General features: G+C 68.7%; 7 protein-coding genes, 3 pseudogenes and 1 CRISPR repeat array. All 10 genes and pseudogenes read left to right on the top strand.

Features of this window, described 5'->3' with window-relative positions; all coding sequences use genetic code 11:
* Nucleotides 1–1830, top strand: a 1830-nt coding sequence (locus tag MXD59_RS23305) for a CHAT domain-containing protein (protein WP_248826739.1), incomplete at its 5' end; no start/stop codon positions are given.
* 271 nt (nt 1831–2101) lie between these two features.
* A complete protein-coding gene (locus tag MXD59_RS23310; protein WP_248826753.1) occupies nt 2102–5836 on the top strand; it encodes a WD40 domain-containing protein in 3735 nt (1244 codons plus the stop codon).
* Nucleotides 5837–6303: 467 nt separating this feature from the next.
* Nucleotides 6304–7482, top strand: coding sequence for a pentapeptide repeat-containing protein (locus MXD59_RS23315; RefSeq protein WP_248826754.1), 1179 nt, complete (start codon nt 6304–6306; stop codon nt 7480–7482).
* 105 nt (nt 7483–7587) lie between these two features.
* Nucleotides 7588–7839 (top strand): annotated as a pseudogene (locus tag MXD59_RS23320) (IS701 family transposase); the annotation flags it as partial.
* Between the two features lie 467 nt (nt 7840–8306).
* Nucleotides 8307–8498: pseudogene (locus MXD59_RS27835) on the top strand (DUF6531 domain-containing protein); the annotation flags it as partial.
* A 2306-nt stretch (nt 8499–10804) separates the two neighbouring features.
* A complete protein-coding gene (locus MXD59_RS23330) occupies nt 10805–12625 on the top strand; it encodes an RHS repeat-associated core domain-containing protein (protein ID WP_504858365.1) in 1821 nt (606 codons plus the stop codon).
* Nucleotides 12616–12975: a hypothetical protein gene (locus tag MXD59_RS23335; protein WP_248811589.1), complete on the top strand. Its 360-nt coding sequence runs from the start codon at nt 12616–12618 to the stop codon at nt 12973–12975. Before MXD59_RS23330 ends, MXD59_RS23335 begins: the two co-directional genes overlap by 10 nt.
* 518 nt (nt 12976–13493) lie before the next feature.
* A pseudogene (locus tag MXD59_RS23340) lies at nt 13494–13987 on the top strand (transposase); the annotation flags it as partial.
* Nucleotides 13988–14020: 33 nt separating this feature from the next.
* The gene (locus tag MXD59_RS23345; RefSeq protein WP_283097378.1) at nt 14021–15244 is read left to right on the top strand and encodes a CATRA conflict system CASPASE/TPR repeat-associated protein; all 1224 of its coding nucleotides are present in this window, start codon (nt 14021–14023) and stop codon (nt 15242–15244) included.
* A 115-nt stretch (nt 15245–15359) separates the two neighbouring features.
* A CRISPR array of direct repeats spans nt 15360–17096; the repeat unit is 30 nt; unit sequence GTTGCGATCCCTCCAGGGATGATCAGCGAC.
* Between the two features lie 531 nt (nt 17097–17627).
* Nucleotides 17628–18593 carry a hypothetical protein gene (locus MXD59_RS23350; RefSeq protein WP_248826742.1) on the top strand — a complete coding sequence of 322 codons (966 nt, stop codon included), beginning with the start codon at nt 17628–17630 and terminating at the stop codon, nt 18591–18593.
* The last annotated feature ends 428 nt before the right edge of the window (nt 18594–19021 follow it).

Consider the following 19021-nt stretch of genomic DNA (forward strand, 5'->3'; position numbering starts at 1 on the left):
CGCGCCGGTTACCTGTCCAACCTCGGCGCCGCACTACAGGCCCGGTTCGCGCGGACCGGGCAACTCACCAACCTGGATGAGGCGATTAGCGTCGGCCGGGCCGCCGTCGATGTCACACCACCTGACCACCCCGATCGCGCCGGTTACCTGTCCAACCTCGGCGCCGCACTACAGGCCCGGTTCGCGCGGACCGGGCAACTCACCAACCTGGAGCTTGCGATCGAGGCTCATCGGACGGGGGTGGGGGTGATGGGGGCGTCGCCGCGAACGCGCGCGGTCGCAGCACGCGGCTGGGGCCGCGCGGCGGCGGGTGGGGGTCGATGGGAGGAGGCTGTGGCGGGGTTCACTGCAGCGGCCGAGCTGCTCACCCAGGTCGCGCCACGCAGCTTGGCCCTCGGCGATCAGGAGTATCTGCTCGCCGAGTTCGGTGGTCTGGGCGCGGACGCGGCGGCCTGCTGCGTACAGGCCGGCATGCCCGAGCGGGCGGTAGAGCTGTTTGAGCAGACCCGCGGAGTGCTACTCGGTCAAGCATTGGACACCCGCGCCGACCTGACTGCCCTCGTTGAGCAGCACCCCGACCTAGCCGCCTCGTTTATTCAGCTGCGGGATATCCTAGACTGGCGTGATGGCCCGGCCTTGCCCGACCTTTCCAGCGAGGACATGGCCGAGGCGACCGAGCAGCGGATCACAGGTGTCGCGTTCGAGGAGCTAATCGCGTCAATCCGGCAGCTGGTCGGGTTCGAGTCCTTTCTCCAGCCCCCACCGCTCAACCAGCTTCTTGCAGCGGCGTCTGAGGGTCCAGTCGTGGCGGTGGCGGTCTCGCAGTTCGGGTCGTACGCGCTGCTAGTGACCAGCAACGGAGTAGAGGCGGTTCAGCTGCCCGAGCTAACGCAGGAGGCTGTCGCTTACCAGGTCTTTACGCTTTTTGCAGCGCTGGAAGCTCCCTCCGTCGTGGCGCAGGAGCGGTTGACAGAATGCCTCGTGTGGCTTTGGGATGTTGTGGCTAGCCTGGTGCTCGACCGACTGGGCATCGTCGGCCCGCCGTTCGACGGCAATCCGTGGCCGCGGGTGTGGTGGTGCGCTTCGGGGCTATTGTCCTTCCTGCCGCTGCACGCTGCGGGCCATCACGGCGCCAGGTTCGACGAGGCACCGGCGACGGTCATCGATCGGGTGATCTCGTCTTATACGCCGACGCTGCGCGCGTTGGTTCACGCCCGCTACGCTGGCGCGCGGAGCAGTATCGACCTCTCAAGTGGCCGGCTGGTGACGGTGGCTATGCCTCAAACGCCCGGTGCCGGCAATCTGCCCGGTACCGAGATCGAAGTAGCCAACCTGCAGACGCTGTTTCCAGGACGGATCGACGTACTGGCTGGCAAACAGGCAACCTGGCAGGCGGTGATTGACAGACTTCCGGCCGCCCGGTGGGCGCATTTCGCCTGCGCCGCCGTCAACGACCTTTACGACCCCTTGAAGAGCAGTCTCCTACTGGTCGATAAGCCGCTGACCGTTCTGGATCTTGTCCGGATGCGGCTACGCGACGCGGAGCTTGCGTTCCTATCCACCTCCAATACCGCCCTGCCCGGCGCACGACTGGCCGACGAAGCGATCCACTTGGCCTCCGCGTTCCAACTCGCTGGCTACCGACATGTCATCGCCACGCTGTGGCCGATCAGCGACCAGTACGCTGTCGAGGTCGCCGATGAGATCTACACCACCCTGGCCACGACCGGAGACGTAGCTGCTGCTGTCCACGGCGCCGCACGCATGTTGCGCGGCATGTGGGCCGCTAATCCTTCGGCGTGGGCATCTCACATCCACGTCGGCGCATGACTCGGCGAGTAGATGGCGTGCCCGGAAGCAGCGTTGCGATCCCTCCAGGGATGATCAGCGACCCGGGCACAGTTCGATCCTTCGCGTTCCGCGCGTCCGCGGGAGATCTGGGGAAGCGGGTCCTCCCCGCGCCCGTGGGGTGATTCTCTGGATATCCCCGGATTCACCGAGCCGCGGCGATCACGGTAATCTGCCGGTCGTGGCCTCCGTGGGTAGCGTCTTTGTGAGTCACACCAGCGAGCTGGCTGAGTACCCGCAGGCCCGGTCGTTTGTGCGGGCGGCGGTTGAGGCGGTGCTGCGGTCTGGCATGCGGCCGGTGCAGATGGCGCAGTTTCCGGCGGGGGAACAGTCTCCGGCAGAGTACTGTCGGCAGCAGGTGCGGACGTGTGATGTCTACCTGGCGGTCGTGGGTTTTCGCTACGGCTCGCTCGTACCTGACAATCTGGCGCCGAACGACCCGATGGGTGTGTCGTACACGGAGCTGGAGTTTCGTACCGCCACGGCGGCCGGGTTGCCGAGGCTCGTCTTTCTGCTGGACGAGAACGCGATGGTGCCACGGGGGCTCATGGACCGTAACGCGGATGCGGTGGACGGGTTCCGTGAGCGTCTTCGTCAGTCGAATGTCGTGGTCAGAGCGGTGTCCACGCCCGACGAACTGGGTGAGGCGGTGCTGCAGTCGCTGTACGAGCTGCGGACGCAGCTACCCGCGCAGGCGGTGCGGGTCCACCCGTCAGGGCACGGCGAAGGTGCCGTCCGGGGTGGAGTGACCGCTCAGTCGCGTCCGTGGATGGCGCCGCCGCTGGATCGGATGGTGCAGCGCCCGGAGCTGGGAGACCAGTTGATCGATGCTCTGCTCGCGACCGGTCCGGTCGATCCCGGGCGGACCACCGTGTTGGTGGGTGCGGGCGGGTTCGGTAAGACCACGTTGGCAACCTGGGCGGCCCGTCACGAGGCGATCGACCGCCGCTTCCCGGGCGGCCTGCTGTGGGTGACGTTGGGCCAACAGGCACAGGGAGCGGACCTCGCCGGACGGATCAACGATCTGGCGTTCGTTCTCGCGGGCCGCCGACCGGAAATCTCCGATCCGGATGCGGCTGGCGCGGAGCTGGGCCGTCTCCTCGACGACCTGCGGGAACCAGTACTCCTCGTGGTGGACGATGCCTGGGACGCAGCCCAGCTGCGGCCGTTCCGGTATGGCGGTCGCGCCTGCTCCCGACTGGTGACCACCCGCGTCGCGGATGCCCTGTCGCCGGACTGGGCGCTGGTCATGGTGGATGTCATGTCCGAGGAGCAGGCCCGCATGCTGGTCGTGGACAGGACCGAGGCCATGGCCACCGCGGTGGCGGATCGGCTGGCGAGGGCGGCCGGGCGGTGGCCGGTGCTGTTGAACCTGGTCAACGGCATGCTGCGCAGGCAGGTCGAGCGTGGCCGAGGGCCTGACCGTGCCGCCGAAGACGTACTGGACATGCTTGCCACATACGGGCCGGCCGCACTCGACCCGGCACGGCCGGAGACCCGGGACCGTGCGGTCGCCGCGACCATCGAGGCAAGCCTGAACCTGCTCACGTCGCCCGACCGCGAGCGCTACCTCAGCCTGGCCGTTTTCCCGGAGGACGTGGACATTCCCCTGGACGTCCTGGCACTGCTCTGGCCGGGCTGCCGGGTCGACGTGCTGTGCGAGAACCTGGCTGGACTCGGCCTGGTCGCCGACTACCGGTTGGACCCATCTGGCCCGCGGCTGATCCTGCACGATGTGATCCGCGCCTACCTGCGCCAGCATGTCCAGGAGGAGTCCCGCGTGCATGCGAGGCTCGTCGACGCGGCTGCCGAGCTGTTGAGCGAACCGGCCGAGGACGGCTGTCCGGCCTGGTGGACCCTTCCGGACGAGCCTGTCTATCTGTGGCGGTATCTGTCCCATCACCTGGCGGAAGCCGGCCGCAGGGACGCCCTCGTCGCGCTCGTCGCCGACCTGCGATGGACCGAGGCCAAAACCCGGCAGATGGGCACTGTGGTCGGCGTCGACGCCGACCTCGCCCTGGCGGCCACTGAGCTGACCAGCGTCCTGGCCATGCGGCTGCGACAGTCCGCCCACCTGATGGGCCCGATCGACCCGCCGAATGCCCTTGGCGCAATCCTGGCCAGCAGACTGTATGGGCTACCCGAGCTGGGCAGCATGCTGGATCGCTACCGTGCCGCGCTGGCCCGACCGCGATTCGAGCCCGCCTGGCCGCCACCCGACCTGCCCGACCACCCGGCCGTCTCACCTCCCACCGGTCATGCGGGCGGCATCTACAGTTGCGCCCTCTCGCCGGACGGCAGCATCCTCGCAACCGTCAGTGACGATGGCACGGTGCGGATCTGGGATCTCGCCGATATGACCGTCCGCGCCGTGCTGACAGGGCACACCGCCGCGATCTGGAGGTGCACGTTCTCCCCGGACGGCACGTCGCTCGCGACAGCCGGCAACGACGGCGTCGTGCGTCTGTGGGACGTCGAGTCCGGTGCGACGAGGTCGGTGCTGTCTCATCGGACCGCGGTGACCTGCTGTGCCTTCTCGCCCGACGGCACGGCCCTCGCCACCACCGATCAGAACGGCATCGTTCGGCTGTGGGGCGTAGCCGACGACCAGGCACGCTGGTCGGTCGAGGGGCACTCCGGCGGTGCGTGGAGCTGCGCCTTCGCACCGGACGGCCGATGGTTGGCGACGGCCGGTGGTGATCGGCTTGTCCGGATCTGGAACAGCACCGACGGCACACCGGCTGGCGTCCTGAGCGGCCACCGCGCCGCTGTCCGAGCCTGCTCCATCTCCCCGGACGGAACGCTAATCGCCACGGTCAGTGACGACCAGACCGCCCGGCTTTGGGACCTGACCGAACGCGCCGAGAAAGCGGTGCTGACCGGGCACAGCGCCCGGCTGTGGGAGTGCGTCTTCTCCCCGGACGGCCAGATCCTGGCCACCGGCGGTCATGACGGAACGGCCAGGCTCTGGAACGTCTTCGATGCAACCGAACATGCGGCCTTGCCCGGTCATGACGGTGCCGTGCGTGGTTGCGCGTTCTTGGCGGACAGCCGCACACTGATCACTGCCGGCCACGACCAGACAATCCGCGTCTGGAACGTCGCCGACGCCTCACTGCGATTCTCAGCCACCGGCCGCATCTCCCGGATGAACCGGTGCGCGTTTTCCCCGGACGGCACCCTGCTGGCCGCCAGTACGGCCAATGGCGCTGCCCGGGTGATACAGGTTTCCGACCGGACCGAGATCCGCGACTTCGACGGCCAGGCCGGCGGAATCCGCGGATGCGCCTTCTCTCCGGATGGCAGGCTGCTGGCCACCACCGGAAACGACGGCACCACGCGGCTGTGGGAGATACGCACCGGCGAGGAGCGACTCCGCCTGCGCGGCCACACTGGTTGGGTGCGCAACTGCGCCTTCTCTCCGGATGGTGTCCTGCTCGCAGCCTGCGGCCACGACCGGACCACGCGTTTGTGGCAGGTAACCGATGGTGTCCTGGTGGCCGTGCTGGCGGGCCACCAGAACACCGTCCACTGCTGCGACTTCTCCCCGGACGGAACGGTGCTCGCCACCTGCAGCGAGGACAGAACGACACGCCTGTGGAACGTGTCGGATGGCACCGAACGCGCCCAGCTGATCGGACATACGGACGCGGTGACGGCCTGCGCCTTCTCCCCCGACGGCTCCCTGCTCGCCACCACCAGCGACGACATGACCGTACGACTGTGGCGGGTCGGGACCGGCGAGGTCAGCCACGTCCTCACCGGTCACACGCACTGGGTGGAAACCTGCGCGTTCTCCCCGGATGGCACCGTTCTCGCCACCGCCGGCAGCGACGGGGTGATCCGACTCTGGAACGTCACGACTGGCACCTGCCACTGCGCGCTACGCGTCACCGGCCCACTCGTCGGCGTCGCCTGGCACCCCACCGGCGCCCTGCTTGCCGCCGCCGGTGGCGCCGGCATTCACCTCCTCACCTACCTGCCCTGAACCTGCACGATCCGCTGTAGGCGATGGCCCGGTCGCACGTCGTCAGGTGTTCGATCTCCCCGAGCCGCGTGACCGCGTGATCGAAGATCAGCTGGTCAGGCGGAGCGCGGCTGCGGGACGCCCACAGAGGCGGCGGCACCGACATCCTCAAGCACACCGTCGGCAGCCGTTCCCACGTCGAAGCCATCTGCGCCGTCCGCCCCGACCTGTCCGAAGACGATGCGAAGAAGCTCCTCCGCGACACCCGCTGGGGTGGCCAGCCGCTCCGCACCGATCGGCGGCGCACCAGAATTCTGGATAGGGGTGCGGGTCGCAGAACCCTCGGCGATGAGGCGTAGAACCGGTCCATGACCGACAGCGGGGGAGGATCCCGACGGAACGGCCGGCGCCGGCTGTGGATCGCTGCCGGGCTGGCGGCCGCTGGCGCGGTGGCGGCGGTTGTGGGGATCTGGCATCTGCCTCACCGGATGTATCCGGGTAGTTCCGACGGTACGGTCCAGGCCCGCGCCGCGTTGCAGGGCGGGCTGCTGACGGCCGCAGCTGCGCTGACTGCTGTTGCCGGTGCGCTGATCGCGTTGGATGAGACCCGCCAGGCCAACGCCGAGGTTCGCCGATCAAACGAGAACACCCACGTCCGGGAGCTGTGCGCCACCGCGATCAGCCATCTCGGCGATGCCAGTCTTGATGTTCGTCTCGGTGGGATCTACGCGTTGGAACGTGTCGCTCGGGACAGCGCCGCCGACCAACGCAGGGTGGTCGAGGAGCTCTCCGCGTTCGCTCGCGTCCACAGCACCGACCCCACCCTGCGCCCGGAGCCCGAACCGGCCATCCCTGTCCGCCCCGCCCTTGATGTCCACGCTGCCGTCACCGTGCTGGCCCGGCTGCCCGTTCTTCCCGACGTCCCTCGCGCAGATCTTCTCGGTGCGGACTTCACCGGCCCCGCCGCTCTCCGCCGCCTCCAGGCTTCTGGTGGCACCCTCACGCACGTCCACCTCGGCGGCTCGGATCTCGGCGGTGCGGATCTGCGTGGTGCGGATCTGCGCGGTGCGAATCTTCGTGGCGCATATCTTGACGGTGCATATCTTGACGGCTCGGATCTCGGTGGTGTTGACCTGCGAGCCGCGGATCTTCGGCGCGTGAACCTTTACGGCGCGAGTTTTGTCGGTGCGGACCTTGGTGGCGTGGACTTCCGCGACGTGAATCTCTACGGTGTGTGCTTTGCCGGCGCGGATCTTGGCGGCGTGGACTTCCGCGGAGCCGACCTCCGCGACGCGGATCTCAGCAGCGCGAAGCTCGGGAGCGCGGACCTTCGGGGCGTATCCCTCGACGGTGCGAACCTCGTCAACACGGACTTCCACGGCGCGGACCTTCGTGGCGCGAGCCTCACCGGCGCGAGGATTCGTAGTATGAACCTCCGCGACGCAAAGCTTGCTGACGCGAACCTTGGCGGGGCGAAACTCCGCTATGTATTTTTCGGGCACGCGAGTATCGACGAGGCGAACCTCCGCGGCGCGGACCTTCGCCACGCGTTGGGCCTGATACAGGCTCAGCTGGAATCGGCGCAAGGTGATGCACATACACGCCTGCCCGAAGGGCTTACGCGTCCGGCTTCGTGGAGTTCTGGTGGGCCAACGGGCGGCGCTTGATCCTGCTGGCCGGGATGTCTTCGGTCGAGATCTGGTTTCCCCCCGGTGCGCGCAGCGCCTCTGGTTCACCTGGTGCTGCAACGACACTTGTGATGCCTCTGGTGGATGATCCGGGTTGTGGTGGTGGAGGCGTGGGCGACCGAACTGGATGATCTCTGCGGGGGGATCGGCGGCCGGTTCGGTCGCGCGGAACCGTGACGGCGGGTCGCGGAGTATGCGTCCGGGCTGGTCGCGGGCTTGGAGCGGAAGTACGGGTGGACGTTGGCGGAGCGTGCCGGTATGCGGTCACCGGACGGGATGCAGCGGCTGCTGCGCCGGGCGGACTGGGATGTGGACGGGGTCCGTGACGATGCCCGGGGTGAGGTGTCCCACGCCCCGCGGTGCGAGGACGAGCAGAAGGGAAGGGCGTCGTGGCCACCAGCGCAGCGGACCCCGAGGACCTCGGTACCTACGTCACGGATGCCACCGCCGCCCGCACGACGTTGTCGACATCGGCGGCCGGTGTGCGGGCCTACTACAACGAGGTGGTTTCTCGATTCGGGGCTCAGTACAGCCTTTCCCACCCGGATCTGTGGGCGAAGCTGGACACGCATCTGAGTGATGCCGAGGGGCGGGACCGTTTTGTCGGTGCGGTGAAGGACGCGTTCGTCGCCGCTGACGAGGGTTCGGCGGGTACGGCCGCCGGCACGGTCACGGTGGATGACGGTCGGATCGCGGCCAGGCTTACGGCGGCCGGTGTTGGTCCGTTGTCGACGACGTCGCTGACGGTGGATGCCCCGGAGTTGCTGGCTCGTGCGCCGGACAGCGGGTTCGCGGCTGATCCGGTGTGTACCGCCAACGGCAATCTGGTCGAGCAGGAGCTTGATCTGCCGTTGCCGGGCCGGGCCGCGCCCGCTGGTTGGTGGCGGACCTACAACTCCCGCGCGCATGATCGGTGCGGGGCGCACGGCCGGGGTTGGTCCAGCTGGGCCGACACGATGCTGGACGTCGGGGACGAGCAGGTCGAGTGGCGTAACCCGGACGGCGCATGGTCTCTGGTGGCCCGGCCGGTCGCGGACCGGCCGACCGAGCTGCCGTTGCTAGGCGCGACCCTGCACGCCGATGGCGCGGGTTTTCGCTTCACGCGCGGTCGCGCGGAGACCTGGTGGTACGACGAGGCGGGCTGTCCGGTGCGGGTGCGTGTCGGGCCGTCGGAGCTGCTGCTCGCCTGGTCCGGCGGCCGGTTAGTCCGATTGTCGTATCCGCGTTCGGGCCGGTTCGTCGAACTTGTCTGGGACGACGCGGCCGGTCTCATCACGACGGTACGGGCCAGTGACGGTCGGCAGGTGCGCTACGTCTACGACGAGCACGCCGGCCTGATCGCCGTCAGCGGCGGCCCGCAGGGGCCCCGCCGATACCACTATGACGCTGAGAGCGGCACCGGCCCGCTCCGTGAGGTTGTCAATGCCGACGGTGTGACGCTGGGCCGGAACACCTTTGACGATGCGGGTCGGGTGTCGACCCAGCTGACCCCTGAGGGGCGTCTGGTCGAGTTCGCCTACCGCGCGGGCCACCGCACCCTGGTCACCGACGCGGCGGGCGGTGCGATCAACGAGTACCACCACGATGCTGCCGGCCGGGTGATCTGCCTGGTCGACGATGCGGACTGGACCTTCCGCCGGGTGTTCGACGAGGACGGGCGGCTGCGCGGCCTGGCGGAACGCTCCGGCGCCCGCTGGTCGATGGACTACGACGACGAGGGGAACCTCGTCCGCCGCGCCGGTCCATGCGGCATCACCGAACGCTGGTCGTGGGACGCCCTTGGTCGGCGGACCGGTTACACCGACCCGCGTGGTCACCTGACCCGCTGGATCTACGCCGGTACCGCCCGCACTCCGGTGGAGATCGTCGACGCGGCGGGCGCGCTGACCAGGATCACCGTCAACGACGACGACCTGCCGACCTGCGTCGTCGACCCGGACGGGGTCACCACCCGGTTCCGCTGGGACGCCGATGCCCAGCTCATCGATATGCGGGTCGCTGGCGGCGGGCGGACCAGGCTGCACTACGACTCGGCCGGCCGGCTGGCCGCGATCACCGGACCTGCGGGTCAGACCCGCAGGTGGGACAGCGATGACGCCGGCCGGGCGGTCCGCGAGCACGGCCCGGACGGGACCAGCAGCGCCTATCACTACACCCCGGCCGGCCGTCCCGACGGCTACCTCGACCCCGCCGGTGGACGGTGGGAGTCGAGGTACGGCTCGCACGGACAGGTCGAGCAGGTAGCCGACCCACTGGGCTCGACACTCGGTTTCGAGTACGACCTGTTCGGCAACACCGCGCTGATCGTCGCCCCCGATGGCCAGAAGTTCCGCTTCGACCACGACGGTCTCGGCCGGCTGACCGCCGCCACCGACCCTGCCGGTGCGACGTTCCGCCGTGGCTACGACCCGGACGGCCGGCCCACTGTCGAGTCCGACGCCGAGGGGCACCAGTGGCGGGTCGAGTACGACGAGGCTGGCCGGGCCGTGCGCTGGAGCAGCCCGGACGGGCGAGTCTGGCAGCGCGCGTATGACCCCGCCGGCGCTGTCATCGCCGAGACGGACTCGGCGGGTGCTGTCACCCGTTACGAGCACGATCCGCGTGGGCGGGTGGTGGCGGTCACCGATCCGCTGGGCGGGCGGCGCACCGTCGAGTGGACGCCCGGTGGGCGCCTCGCCGCGATCACCACCGCGCTCGGCCGGCGCGAGGCCTACGGCTACGATCGGGCCGGCCGGTGGATCCAGACCACCTCCCCGTCCGGCGCGTGCACCCGCTACCGCCGGGACGCCGCGGGCCGGTTGACCGCGCTCGTCACCCCCGCCGGCCGCGAGACGACCTGGGAGTACGACGCGTACGGCCGCGTCACTGCGGTGACCCGCCCGGGCGAGCGGCGCACGACGATCGAGCGCAACCCGCTCGGCCTGCCCGTCGTGGTCACCGACGGTACCGGCGCCGCCCGCCGCTACACCTATGACGCCCGCGGCGTCCTCACCAGCGCCACCGACGCCCTCGGTGCCACCACCCACTACGAACACGACAGCCGCGGCCAGCTCGCCGCCTGGACCGACCCCCTCGGGGGCCGCCACGAGCTGCGCCGCGACGAGGTCGGACGGCAGCTCGGCACCACCGACCCGCTGGGGCGCAGCACCACTATCGCCCGTGACCGCAACGGTCGCGTCCAGACGTTGCGTCGTCCGGATGGCACCGGGCTGCTGACGGCGACGGGCGGTGCGTCGGGGTCGGACGGCCCGGCCGGGCACCGGTGCGCTACGAGTACGACGATGACGGGCGCCTGCGCTCGGTGGCGCATCCCACGTTGGGCCGCCGCGTGCTGCGGCGTGATCCAGACGGTCGGCACGCGACGCGTCCCGGCCGGACCGTGGAACGTGACGGTGCCGGTCGGGTCACCCGGGTGGTCGACGGCGGGGAGGAGCGGCGGTTCGGCTACGACCGGGCCGGCCAGCTCATCGCGGCGCGGGGACCGTGGGGCGACTGGGCCTTCACCTGGGATCCGGGCGGGCGCCTGATCGCCGAGGACCGGGGTGATCCCGGCTCCGTGATCCGCTCCACGTACGACGCCGCCGGCCGCCTGATCGAACGTCGCATTGGGGACGGTCCGCCGACCGTCTTCGGCTACGACGGCGCTGGGCGTCGGCGGACGGAGGACGGGCCGACCGGTGCCGTCCGCTACGACTGGGACGCGTTGGGCCGGCTGCGCGAGGTCCGGCGAGAGTCGGGCGGCCCGGCGGGGACCGTCCGGTCGGACCGGCTCGCCGTCGATGCCCTCGGGGATCCGCTCGCGGTGAACGGCCAGGCTGTGCTCTGGGATCCGGTGGCCTGGCCGGGGCAGGCGCATGCGGTGGGCGGGCGTACCTATGCCCGCGCAGGGTCCGCTCTCGGCCTGACCGACGACGCTGAGCCGGGCAGCGGCCCGGGTGCACTCGGGTCCGTGGGCGGGCAGTGGGTCGAGCTCGACTGGCAGGGCTCACCCGATAGTCGCGACATGTGGGGCCTGCCGGTCGAGCCGGGCACCGGCGCCGTTGCCCGAACCGGCACCGGCTCGGCTGCGGGTGAGGGGCGCCCCGGGCGCGAGGAAGCACCGCCAGGAGCGCCGGGCCTGGACAGCACCCTGGGCTACCGCGGTGAGCTGGTCGTCGGCGATCTGGTCTGGCAACGCGCCCGCGTTCTCGATCCGCGGACCCGTTCCTTTCTCTCTCCTGATCCGCTCCCGAACATCCCCGGGATGCCGGGCCAGGCAAACCCCTACCACCAGGCGTGGAACGATCCGATCGGCATGGTCGACCCGACCGGTCTGCGCCCGCTGACCGACGCCGAGTACGACGACTACCGCAGTCAGGCCGGCAAGGGCATGTTCGAGAATGCCTGGGACCACGTCAGAAAGGACCCGTGGGGGAGCCTGGGTGCGGCCGCGGTCATCGGTGCCGGCGTGGGGCTGATGTTCGTCCCGGGCGGGCAGGCCGTCGGCGCCGGAATACTCATCGGCGCCGGAAGTTCGGCGGCCATCGGCCTCGTCACGGGAAACTTCGATCCTCGCACCGTCGCCCTCGGCGGAATCGCCGGCGGCATCGGTGGCGGAGTGGCCGGAGGGCTCGCCAGGACAGGGTTCTCCGCCGCGGCGAGCAACGCCATCGGTGGCGCGGCCCAGGATCTCGCCACCCAGAGTGTCGTCCACCCCGGGCAGCTCGATCTCGGTGAACTCGCCTTCAGCACCGCCACCGGGGGCCTGGCCGGAAAGGCCGGCGCCGGCGCCGGGACAGCGGTTCAGCGGGCCTCCGCCGACGCTGCGGACGTCGTGCAGATTTTCCGGAACGTGGACGCCGCCGAGTTCGATTCCATCGCCGCGACGGGTAGGTTCGGGACCGGCGCGGGCCAGATGGAGGGAAAGTGGTTCGCGACCCGAGGTGAGCACGCCGACCGGTGGGGTGAGCTGCTCAACGGAGGTGACGGCCTGACTGTCACGACGCGGATACCCCGGCCGTTGGACGACCAGTTGCACTTTCACGCGGGCAAGCTGGACGGAGTCGGCCCCGCCTACTACGCCGACGGCGACCAGCTCGCCCAGATCAACGAGCAGATGAGCGGAATCGAGCTGTGGCCGTGATGCAGAAGATCGAGAACCCGGTGGCCGAGGGCGTGGTCGGGTGGCGCACGCAGGCGGAAGGAGGGCGGCGGTCGGGGCCGCCGACCGCGCCCGTCTACATGGCGACGGCGGTGTTCGTCCAGGGCGGCGAGGCGGAGGTCCAGCCGGACTGGCCGGCGTCGGCTGACCAGCTGAGCATTCTGCTGCAGGAGACCGAGCGCCTGGATGACGACCATCGGCGTTGCCTGGTGGGGTTCCTCGTGCCCGAGCTGGCGCTCGAGCATCTTCGTCCCGGGACCGTGCTGCTGGTCCTGGAGGGCCCACGCACGGTTGCCCAGCTGAGGATCGAGACTGTGCTGAGCCAGGAATAGCCGCCGGTCGATCGTCCTGACCGCGAGCCCCGCGCTGGCGGTGCAGACAACGAGACCTACGGGACGGCCGCCGATCACGTGGTCGGACTCCAGCGGGTGATGACGTCGAGGGCCGGCGCGGTCGCGGCGCGGGCCCACAGCCTCGGCGACCGCTCCCCGCACTGTCCTCGCGAGTGCCGCCGAGTTCGCCCAGCGACCTTCTCCACCGCGCACCCCTACTCAACACGCTGGAAAGCGAGCTTCGGGCCCTTGTCCGCCAGCTCGCCCCGTCCCTGCTGGCGATCCCCGGCTGCGGAGTCCTGGGCGCCGCGACCCTGCTCGGCGAGACCGCCGGCGCCGGCCGGTCCCGGAACAAGGCTGCCTACGCCCGGTCCAGCCGAGTAGCCACCGTCGCCCCAACCGCCCCTCGTCGCACCCGCCGTCGACCTGTCCGTCCTCGGCCTGCTCATCGCCTGAGGTGGTCCCCGTTCTTCGGACAGTGATCCCTGTGGGATATGATCCGTGGACGGAGGATCTTGATGGCAAAGCCACGAAGGCGGTTCACGTCGGAATACAAGGACGAGGCGGTCAAACTCGTCATCGATTCGGGCCGGCCGGTCTCGGCTGTCGCGAAGGATCTCGGTATCAATGAGGGCACCCAGGGAACCTGGGTTGCGACCTGGCGGCGTGCCCACGAAAACAGCGAGGACGAGCCACTGACCATGTCGGAGCGAGCCCGGTTGCGGGAGCTGGAGAAGGAGAACCGGGAACTCCGCATGGAGCGTGAGTTCCTCTCACAAGCGACCGCCTTCTTCGCGCAACGCCATCAGTGACCGACAAGTATCAGCTGATCGCCGCGGAGAAGGACTCCTACCCAGTACGGAACATGCGCCGATGGCCAGCGGTGTCCGCGTCCGGTTTCTACGACTGGACCCGCCGGCCCTCCTCGACGAGCACCCGGCGGCGTATCACGCTGGAAACCCGGATTCGGGCGTTGTTCGCCGCCTCGGGGCAGACCTACGGTGCCCGGCGTCCCGGATCGCGGCCGCCCTGCGGCTGGGCAGCTCTGCAACCGCCTACGGACGCCCTGCCTGCGCTGGGCCAAGCGGTACTTCTGATCGGCGTGGTCCCACCCACCCCGGAGCCGACCGGCGATGGAACCGTTGAGACCGTAAACACGCTGGCGATGCAGGAGCTGGTCAGACGGGTGCGGCCCGCCGTCTCCGGGCCGCAGATACCCGGATGGTGGCGGCATCCGGCGAACGTGCCAGGAGGCATCACACTGTGGGAGACAGCTGCCACCACGGATGACGCCCGGATCTCGCGCCGCATGGTCGCAGTGGCACCGGAACCGGCTGAGAATGACCTCTACCGCTGGGTATGGACGTCTGGAATCCCTGACCTGGCTCCCTTCGCTCGCTATCTGATGCACACGGCCCGGCTGCGTCACCAGCTTCGCGTCTTCGGTGACGGACGCGAGTTCCGGGCGATCCACAGCGAGGTCGACGCGGCCGTAAGTAATTTGCTGCGCCTGCATCTGGCCAACCCGCCTGTATCCGATATCGCGGTACTGACAGGTGCTCGGGCGAGACTGGCTGAGGTCCAGGCCGGTACAGCCGGTCTGGTGGCGGTTTCCACCAGGCTGCGAGAAATCGCCCGTACCGTGGAGATCGCCAACGCCAACGTGGCGGCTCTGACCGCGCGTGCTGGCCTGCCTGACGGTCCGCCCGGCCTCTTCGGCGACGACCGCGATCTCGCCGAGTGGCTGATCGACCGGCTGGGCGACGAGCAGCTCTACCTCGATGCAGCCCGCGAACGGGCCCGGGAGGTCGCCGAGGTCACCGGAGTACTTCTCGACCAGCGCTTCGACGAACGGCTTGAGGACAGCCGGCGCCGCCAGGACCGGATGACCCTGTTGCAAACCTCGGTGCTCGGTGCGCTTCTGATGGCACTGGGGGCGATCCAAGCCCTGGGATATCAGCTGCGAGTCGTACCTGGGAGCGCGCGGCCCCCGCTGATCTCCCTGCTCGCCGCGCTGGCGCTCGCGCTGCCGTTCTGGGCGTTCCGGCTGGATCCGCGGATCGAGGGCGGCGCCCCGATCGGCGTCACCGACCACGCTCTAATCGGTGCGGTGGGTGCCACAGCGGGCTGGCTCGCTATCGCCTGGGCTGGCAGCGGGCATCCACATCCGCCTGGGTCAGCCTGGACGGCGCTGGCTGCCGTCGGCGGCGCGGCGGTGACCGCCGCAATTACCCGCCTGGTCGTGTTCCTGCGTCGCGATGATCGCTGATGGTTGAGCCAGAAACACATCCGTTGGGGTGGCCGTCACCTGCCCACCGCAGCATGATCACAAAAGCCGGTGAACATATCGGGCCACAGCACTAGCATCGGCAGGGTGCCCACCGGTTGCAATCCCTCCAGGGATGATCAGCGACGTGCGTCGCTGCCGGCTGTCGGCTCCGGCGCCCCCGGTTGCGATCCCTCCAGGGATGATCAGCGACACGGGGCTGGCGGAAGCCCCCTGTGTGAACGGTGGTTGCGATCCCTCCAGGGATGATCAGCGACGTGGACGGAGGCAGGCACCTGGTCGGCCCCCGCCTCGTTGCGATCCCTCCAGGGATGATCAGCGACTCCCCGCCCGCCGCTGGACCAGCGGCGGCTGGCAGATGTTGCGATCCCTCCAGGGATGATCAGCGACGCCTACCAGGAGTGGGCCCGCGGGGCGCTGTTGCGGTTGCGATCCCTCCAGGGATGATCAGCGACTACCGACCGTCCTGTTCTCACTGGAGATGACCAGGTTGCGATCCCTCCAGGGATGATCAGCGACGCGGATGACTCTCCACGGCTGTGGGGCGCGGACCGCGTTGCGATCCCTCCAGGGATGATCAGCGACCATCAGATGCCCTCAGATTGGCTACGGACAGACATGTTGCGATCCCTCCAGGGATGATCAGCGACCTGCACCAGCTAGGAGGGACCGTGACCCGCATGACCACGTTGCGATCCCTCCAGGGATGATCAGCGACGTGGGAAGCAAGCGTTATCGGGCGCCAGGACGGCGTTGCGATCCCTCCAGGGATGATCAGCGACATCAGGACCGCGGGGAGGGCCCCGGCGACCGGCTGCAGTTGCGATCCCTCCAGGGATGATCAGCGACCACCGCCGAGACGGCAACCACCCCGACGGGGATGATGTTGCGATTCCTCCAGGGATGATCGGCGACCCGGCCGTCAGCTGGCAGTCCGCCCGGCTCCCACCGTTGCGATCCCTCCAGGGATGATCAGCGACTTGTACGACCAGGAGATGGCGCGGGCGCGCCGGCGTTGCGATTCCTCCAGGGATGATCAGCGACGTACTGGCCCGGACCTATGTGGATGACCCCCGGGGCACGTTGCGATCCCTCCAGGGATGATCAGCGACATGTGCCAGTACGACACCCACGCGGCGATACCAGGTTGCGATCCCTCCAGGGATGATCAGCGACCACCCCGGCCTCGGCGCGGCGCTCCTGGACTGGGGTTGCGATCCCTCCAGGGATGATCAGCGACTCGTGAGCCTGAAAGACGGACCCTCGGACCTGCGTGTTGCGATCCCTCCAGGGATGATCAGCGACTCGTTGCCGACGGTTCCGCTGGCAATGTAACTGTCTCCCGTTGCGATCCCTCCAGGGATGATCAGCGACAGGACCCTACGGACCAGAACCTCCCCAAGGTCATCCGGTTGCGATCCCTCCAGGGATGATCAGCGACTAGGAGCCAACCCCGGGCCTCGTCATGTCAGGACCGTTGCGATCCCTCCAGGGATGATCAGCGACGGGACGCGCCCGTGCCCGCCGTGGCGGCACCGGCTCCGTTGCGATCCCTCCAGGGATGATCAGCGACTCGGGTCGAGCGCGACGGCGATCTGGACGGCGGCGAAGTTGCGATCCCTCCAGGGATGATCAGCGACCCGCCGACACCGTCGGGGGCGGCCGGCCACGGGAGTTGCGATCCCTCCAGGGATGATCAGCGACCCGTACCCGCGTGTCGGGTCGGAGGCGCCGGGCATGTTGCGATCCCTCCAGGGATGATCAGCGACCTAACTGGCGCCGGGCGCTCGCCGAGCCAGACCATGTTGCGATCCCCCCAGGGATGATCAGCGACCCCAGTGTAAACGTGCAGGTCGTAGGGGGTATGGGGGGAGGCTGAAAGGGCGATCTTGCGGAGGTCTGGCGGTGATGTATCTGTGCAGGTCAGGGCCTTGATCGTTTTTGATTGGAGGATGGAGCCCCGGTTGTCCGGGAAGATGTCAATCCATTCGATATCGATCAGCTTGGAGGGATGGCCGTGCGTGGTTGGGTCGTGTTCCGCGATCTTGCCGTAGGCGAGGATGGAAAGGCATGGTGGGATCTTGTTTTGAGGCTCTTCTACGGAATGTTGGTGATGCAGGAATGTGCACCTCTGAAGCCCTGGTGGTGCGGTGGGCGGCTGGTATCGAGTTGAATTAACCGCGTTTTTCCGCAATCGATGTTTTCCTCGAAGGCTGGGCTGTGATAGGTCATTGGGCTGATGCTGGGTATGGGGTTCTTGCGGTAGCATGATATGTTTTTTGAACGGGTGGACACCGGTCGGCCGTCGCTGGTCGGCATCGTAGAGGATGCATCGTGAATATTCCCAGAGATGAGGCACCCGCATATGAGTGATGGTTCGTTTCGGATCGGTGGGGCTAGTATTATCGTCTCGCTCGGGATGACGGTCACGCTCGCGGAGCTGCCACTGCGGAGCATCGCGCTCGACGGAGTTGTGCAAGGTCCGGAGTTCGACGTGGAGAGTCAGCGATTCAGTTTTGACCATCATGGTGACTGTGTTCGTCTGGTGACGAGTGCCACATGTCGGCAGGTGCTGGATGCGATCCTGCTCGGTCTCGAGCCGTCTGAGTTCACCGTGTATGTCAACGATGTGGACGCCGACACTGTTCTCGCGGTCGCGTTGTTGGCCTATCCGGAATGGCTCGTCCAGGATGGGGCGACGCCGACGATGGTGAGGCGGCTGGTGGAGGTGGTGGGAAGCCGGGATGCGCATGGCCCCGCGTATCCGGTTGCTGATCGCGCACTGTTGGCCAGGTTCGCTGAGGCCGTCGCGTTGCCTGTTCGGCGGTCGGGGGTGACTGTTGCGAAGATGGCGGACGATCTGACCCGTGGCGTTGCCGGGGTTGCTGCCTTGGTGGGCGACCTGGCTGAGGCGATGGACCGCGAGACCCGCCCTGGTTTCGGCGACGAGCAGCGGGTGGCACTGGACAGGCCATCGAGTGCGTTCGTGGTGACGCACTCCGGAACCGGTTGGGCGATGGCGACCAGCGATGTCGACGCTCTGGATGAGGGATATGCGCGTGGTTTCCATCGGTTGGTGATGTGGCGGGGGTTGGACGATGGTTCGACCGCCTACACCGTGGCGCGACGCAGCGATCTGGTCGGCGGCTTCCCCGTCGGGCCCGCTTCTCGACCGGGCACGATTCTCGCGGCCCTCGCCGCTCGGGAGCCGGGATGGGGCGGGGGTACCTCGATCGGCGGTGCACCGCGTCATCCCGACGGGCGCCGCAGCGCCCTTTCCCCGAGCGAGGTTTTCCACATCGTGGAAGGCGTGGTTGCCGCCCTGAGATGACTGCGGCCGTCTTGTGATCCAGCGTGGACCTCGTCAGAGAGGCCGGTGCGGACGACAGGGTTTTCCGTCCGGCTAGGGGAGGTGGAAGGTGCCGTGGGTCGTCGCGTACATGTCCGGGCGAGGGATCCCCGGAGCGGGGGCTACCGGCGCAGGGGTGCTGGTGGGCGTGCGCGACGATGATCGGATGAACAGTGCGAAACCGGCTGGGCGTTACCAGCCGCTCGCGCCGACGGCGCCCGGGAAACATCCGGAGCAGGCGCGGTGGGCCGATGCGATGAAGGCGGCGATGGAGCGCTCGGGGATCAACCGGGTGGCGTTGACCGAGCGGGTGGCGGGCGAGTTGGGCCTGCGGGCCGGTTCGGACCGGATCCGGCGGTGGTTGGCGAACGAGACGCGGGTCGATCCTGTTGCGATCCCGGTACTGGCCC

This window comes from Frankia umida, assembly GCF_023242945.1.
Taxonomy (GTDB): Bacteria; Actinomycetota; Actinomycetes; order Frankiales; family Frankiaceae; genus Frankia; species Frankia umida.

Bases quoted from the DNA above. Each gene is read 5' to 3' on its own strand.
- MXD59_RS23315 (WP_248826754.1), top strand. From the start codon at position 6,304: ATGTATCCGGGTAGTTCCGACGGTACGGTCCAGGCCCGCGCCGCGTTG.
- MXD59_RS23350 (WP_248826742.1), top strand. From the start codon at position 17,628: ATGAGTGATGGTTCGTTTCGGATCGGTGGGGCTAGTATTATCGTCTCG.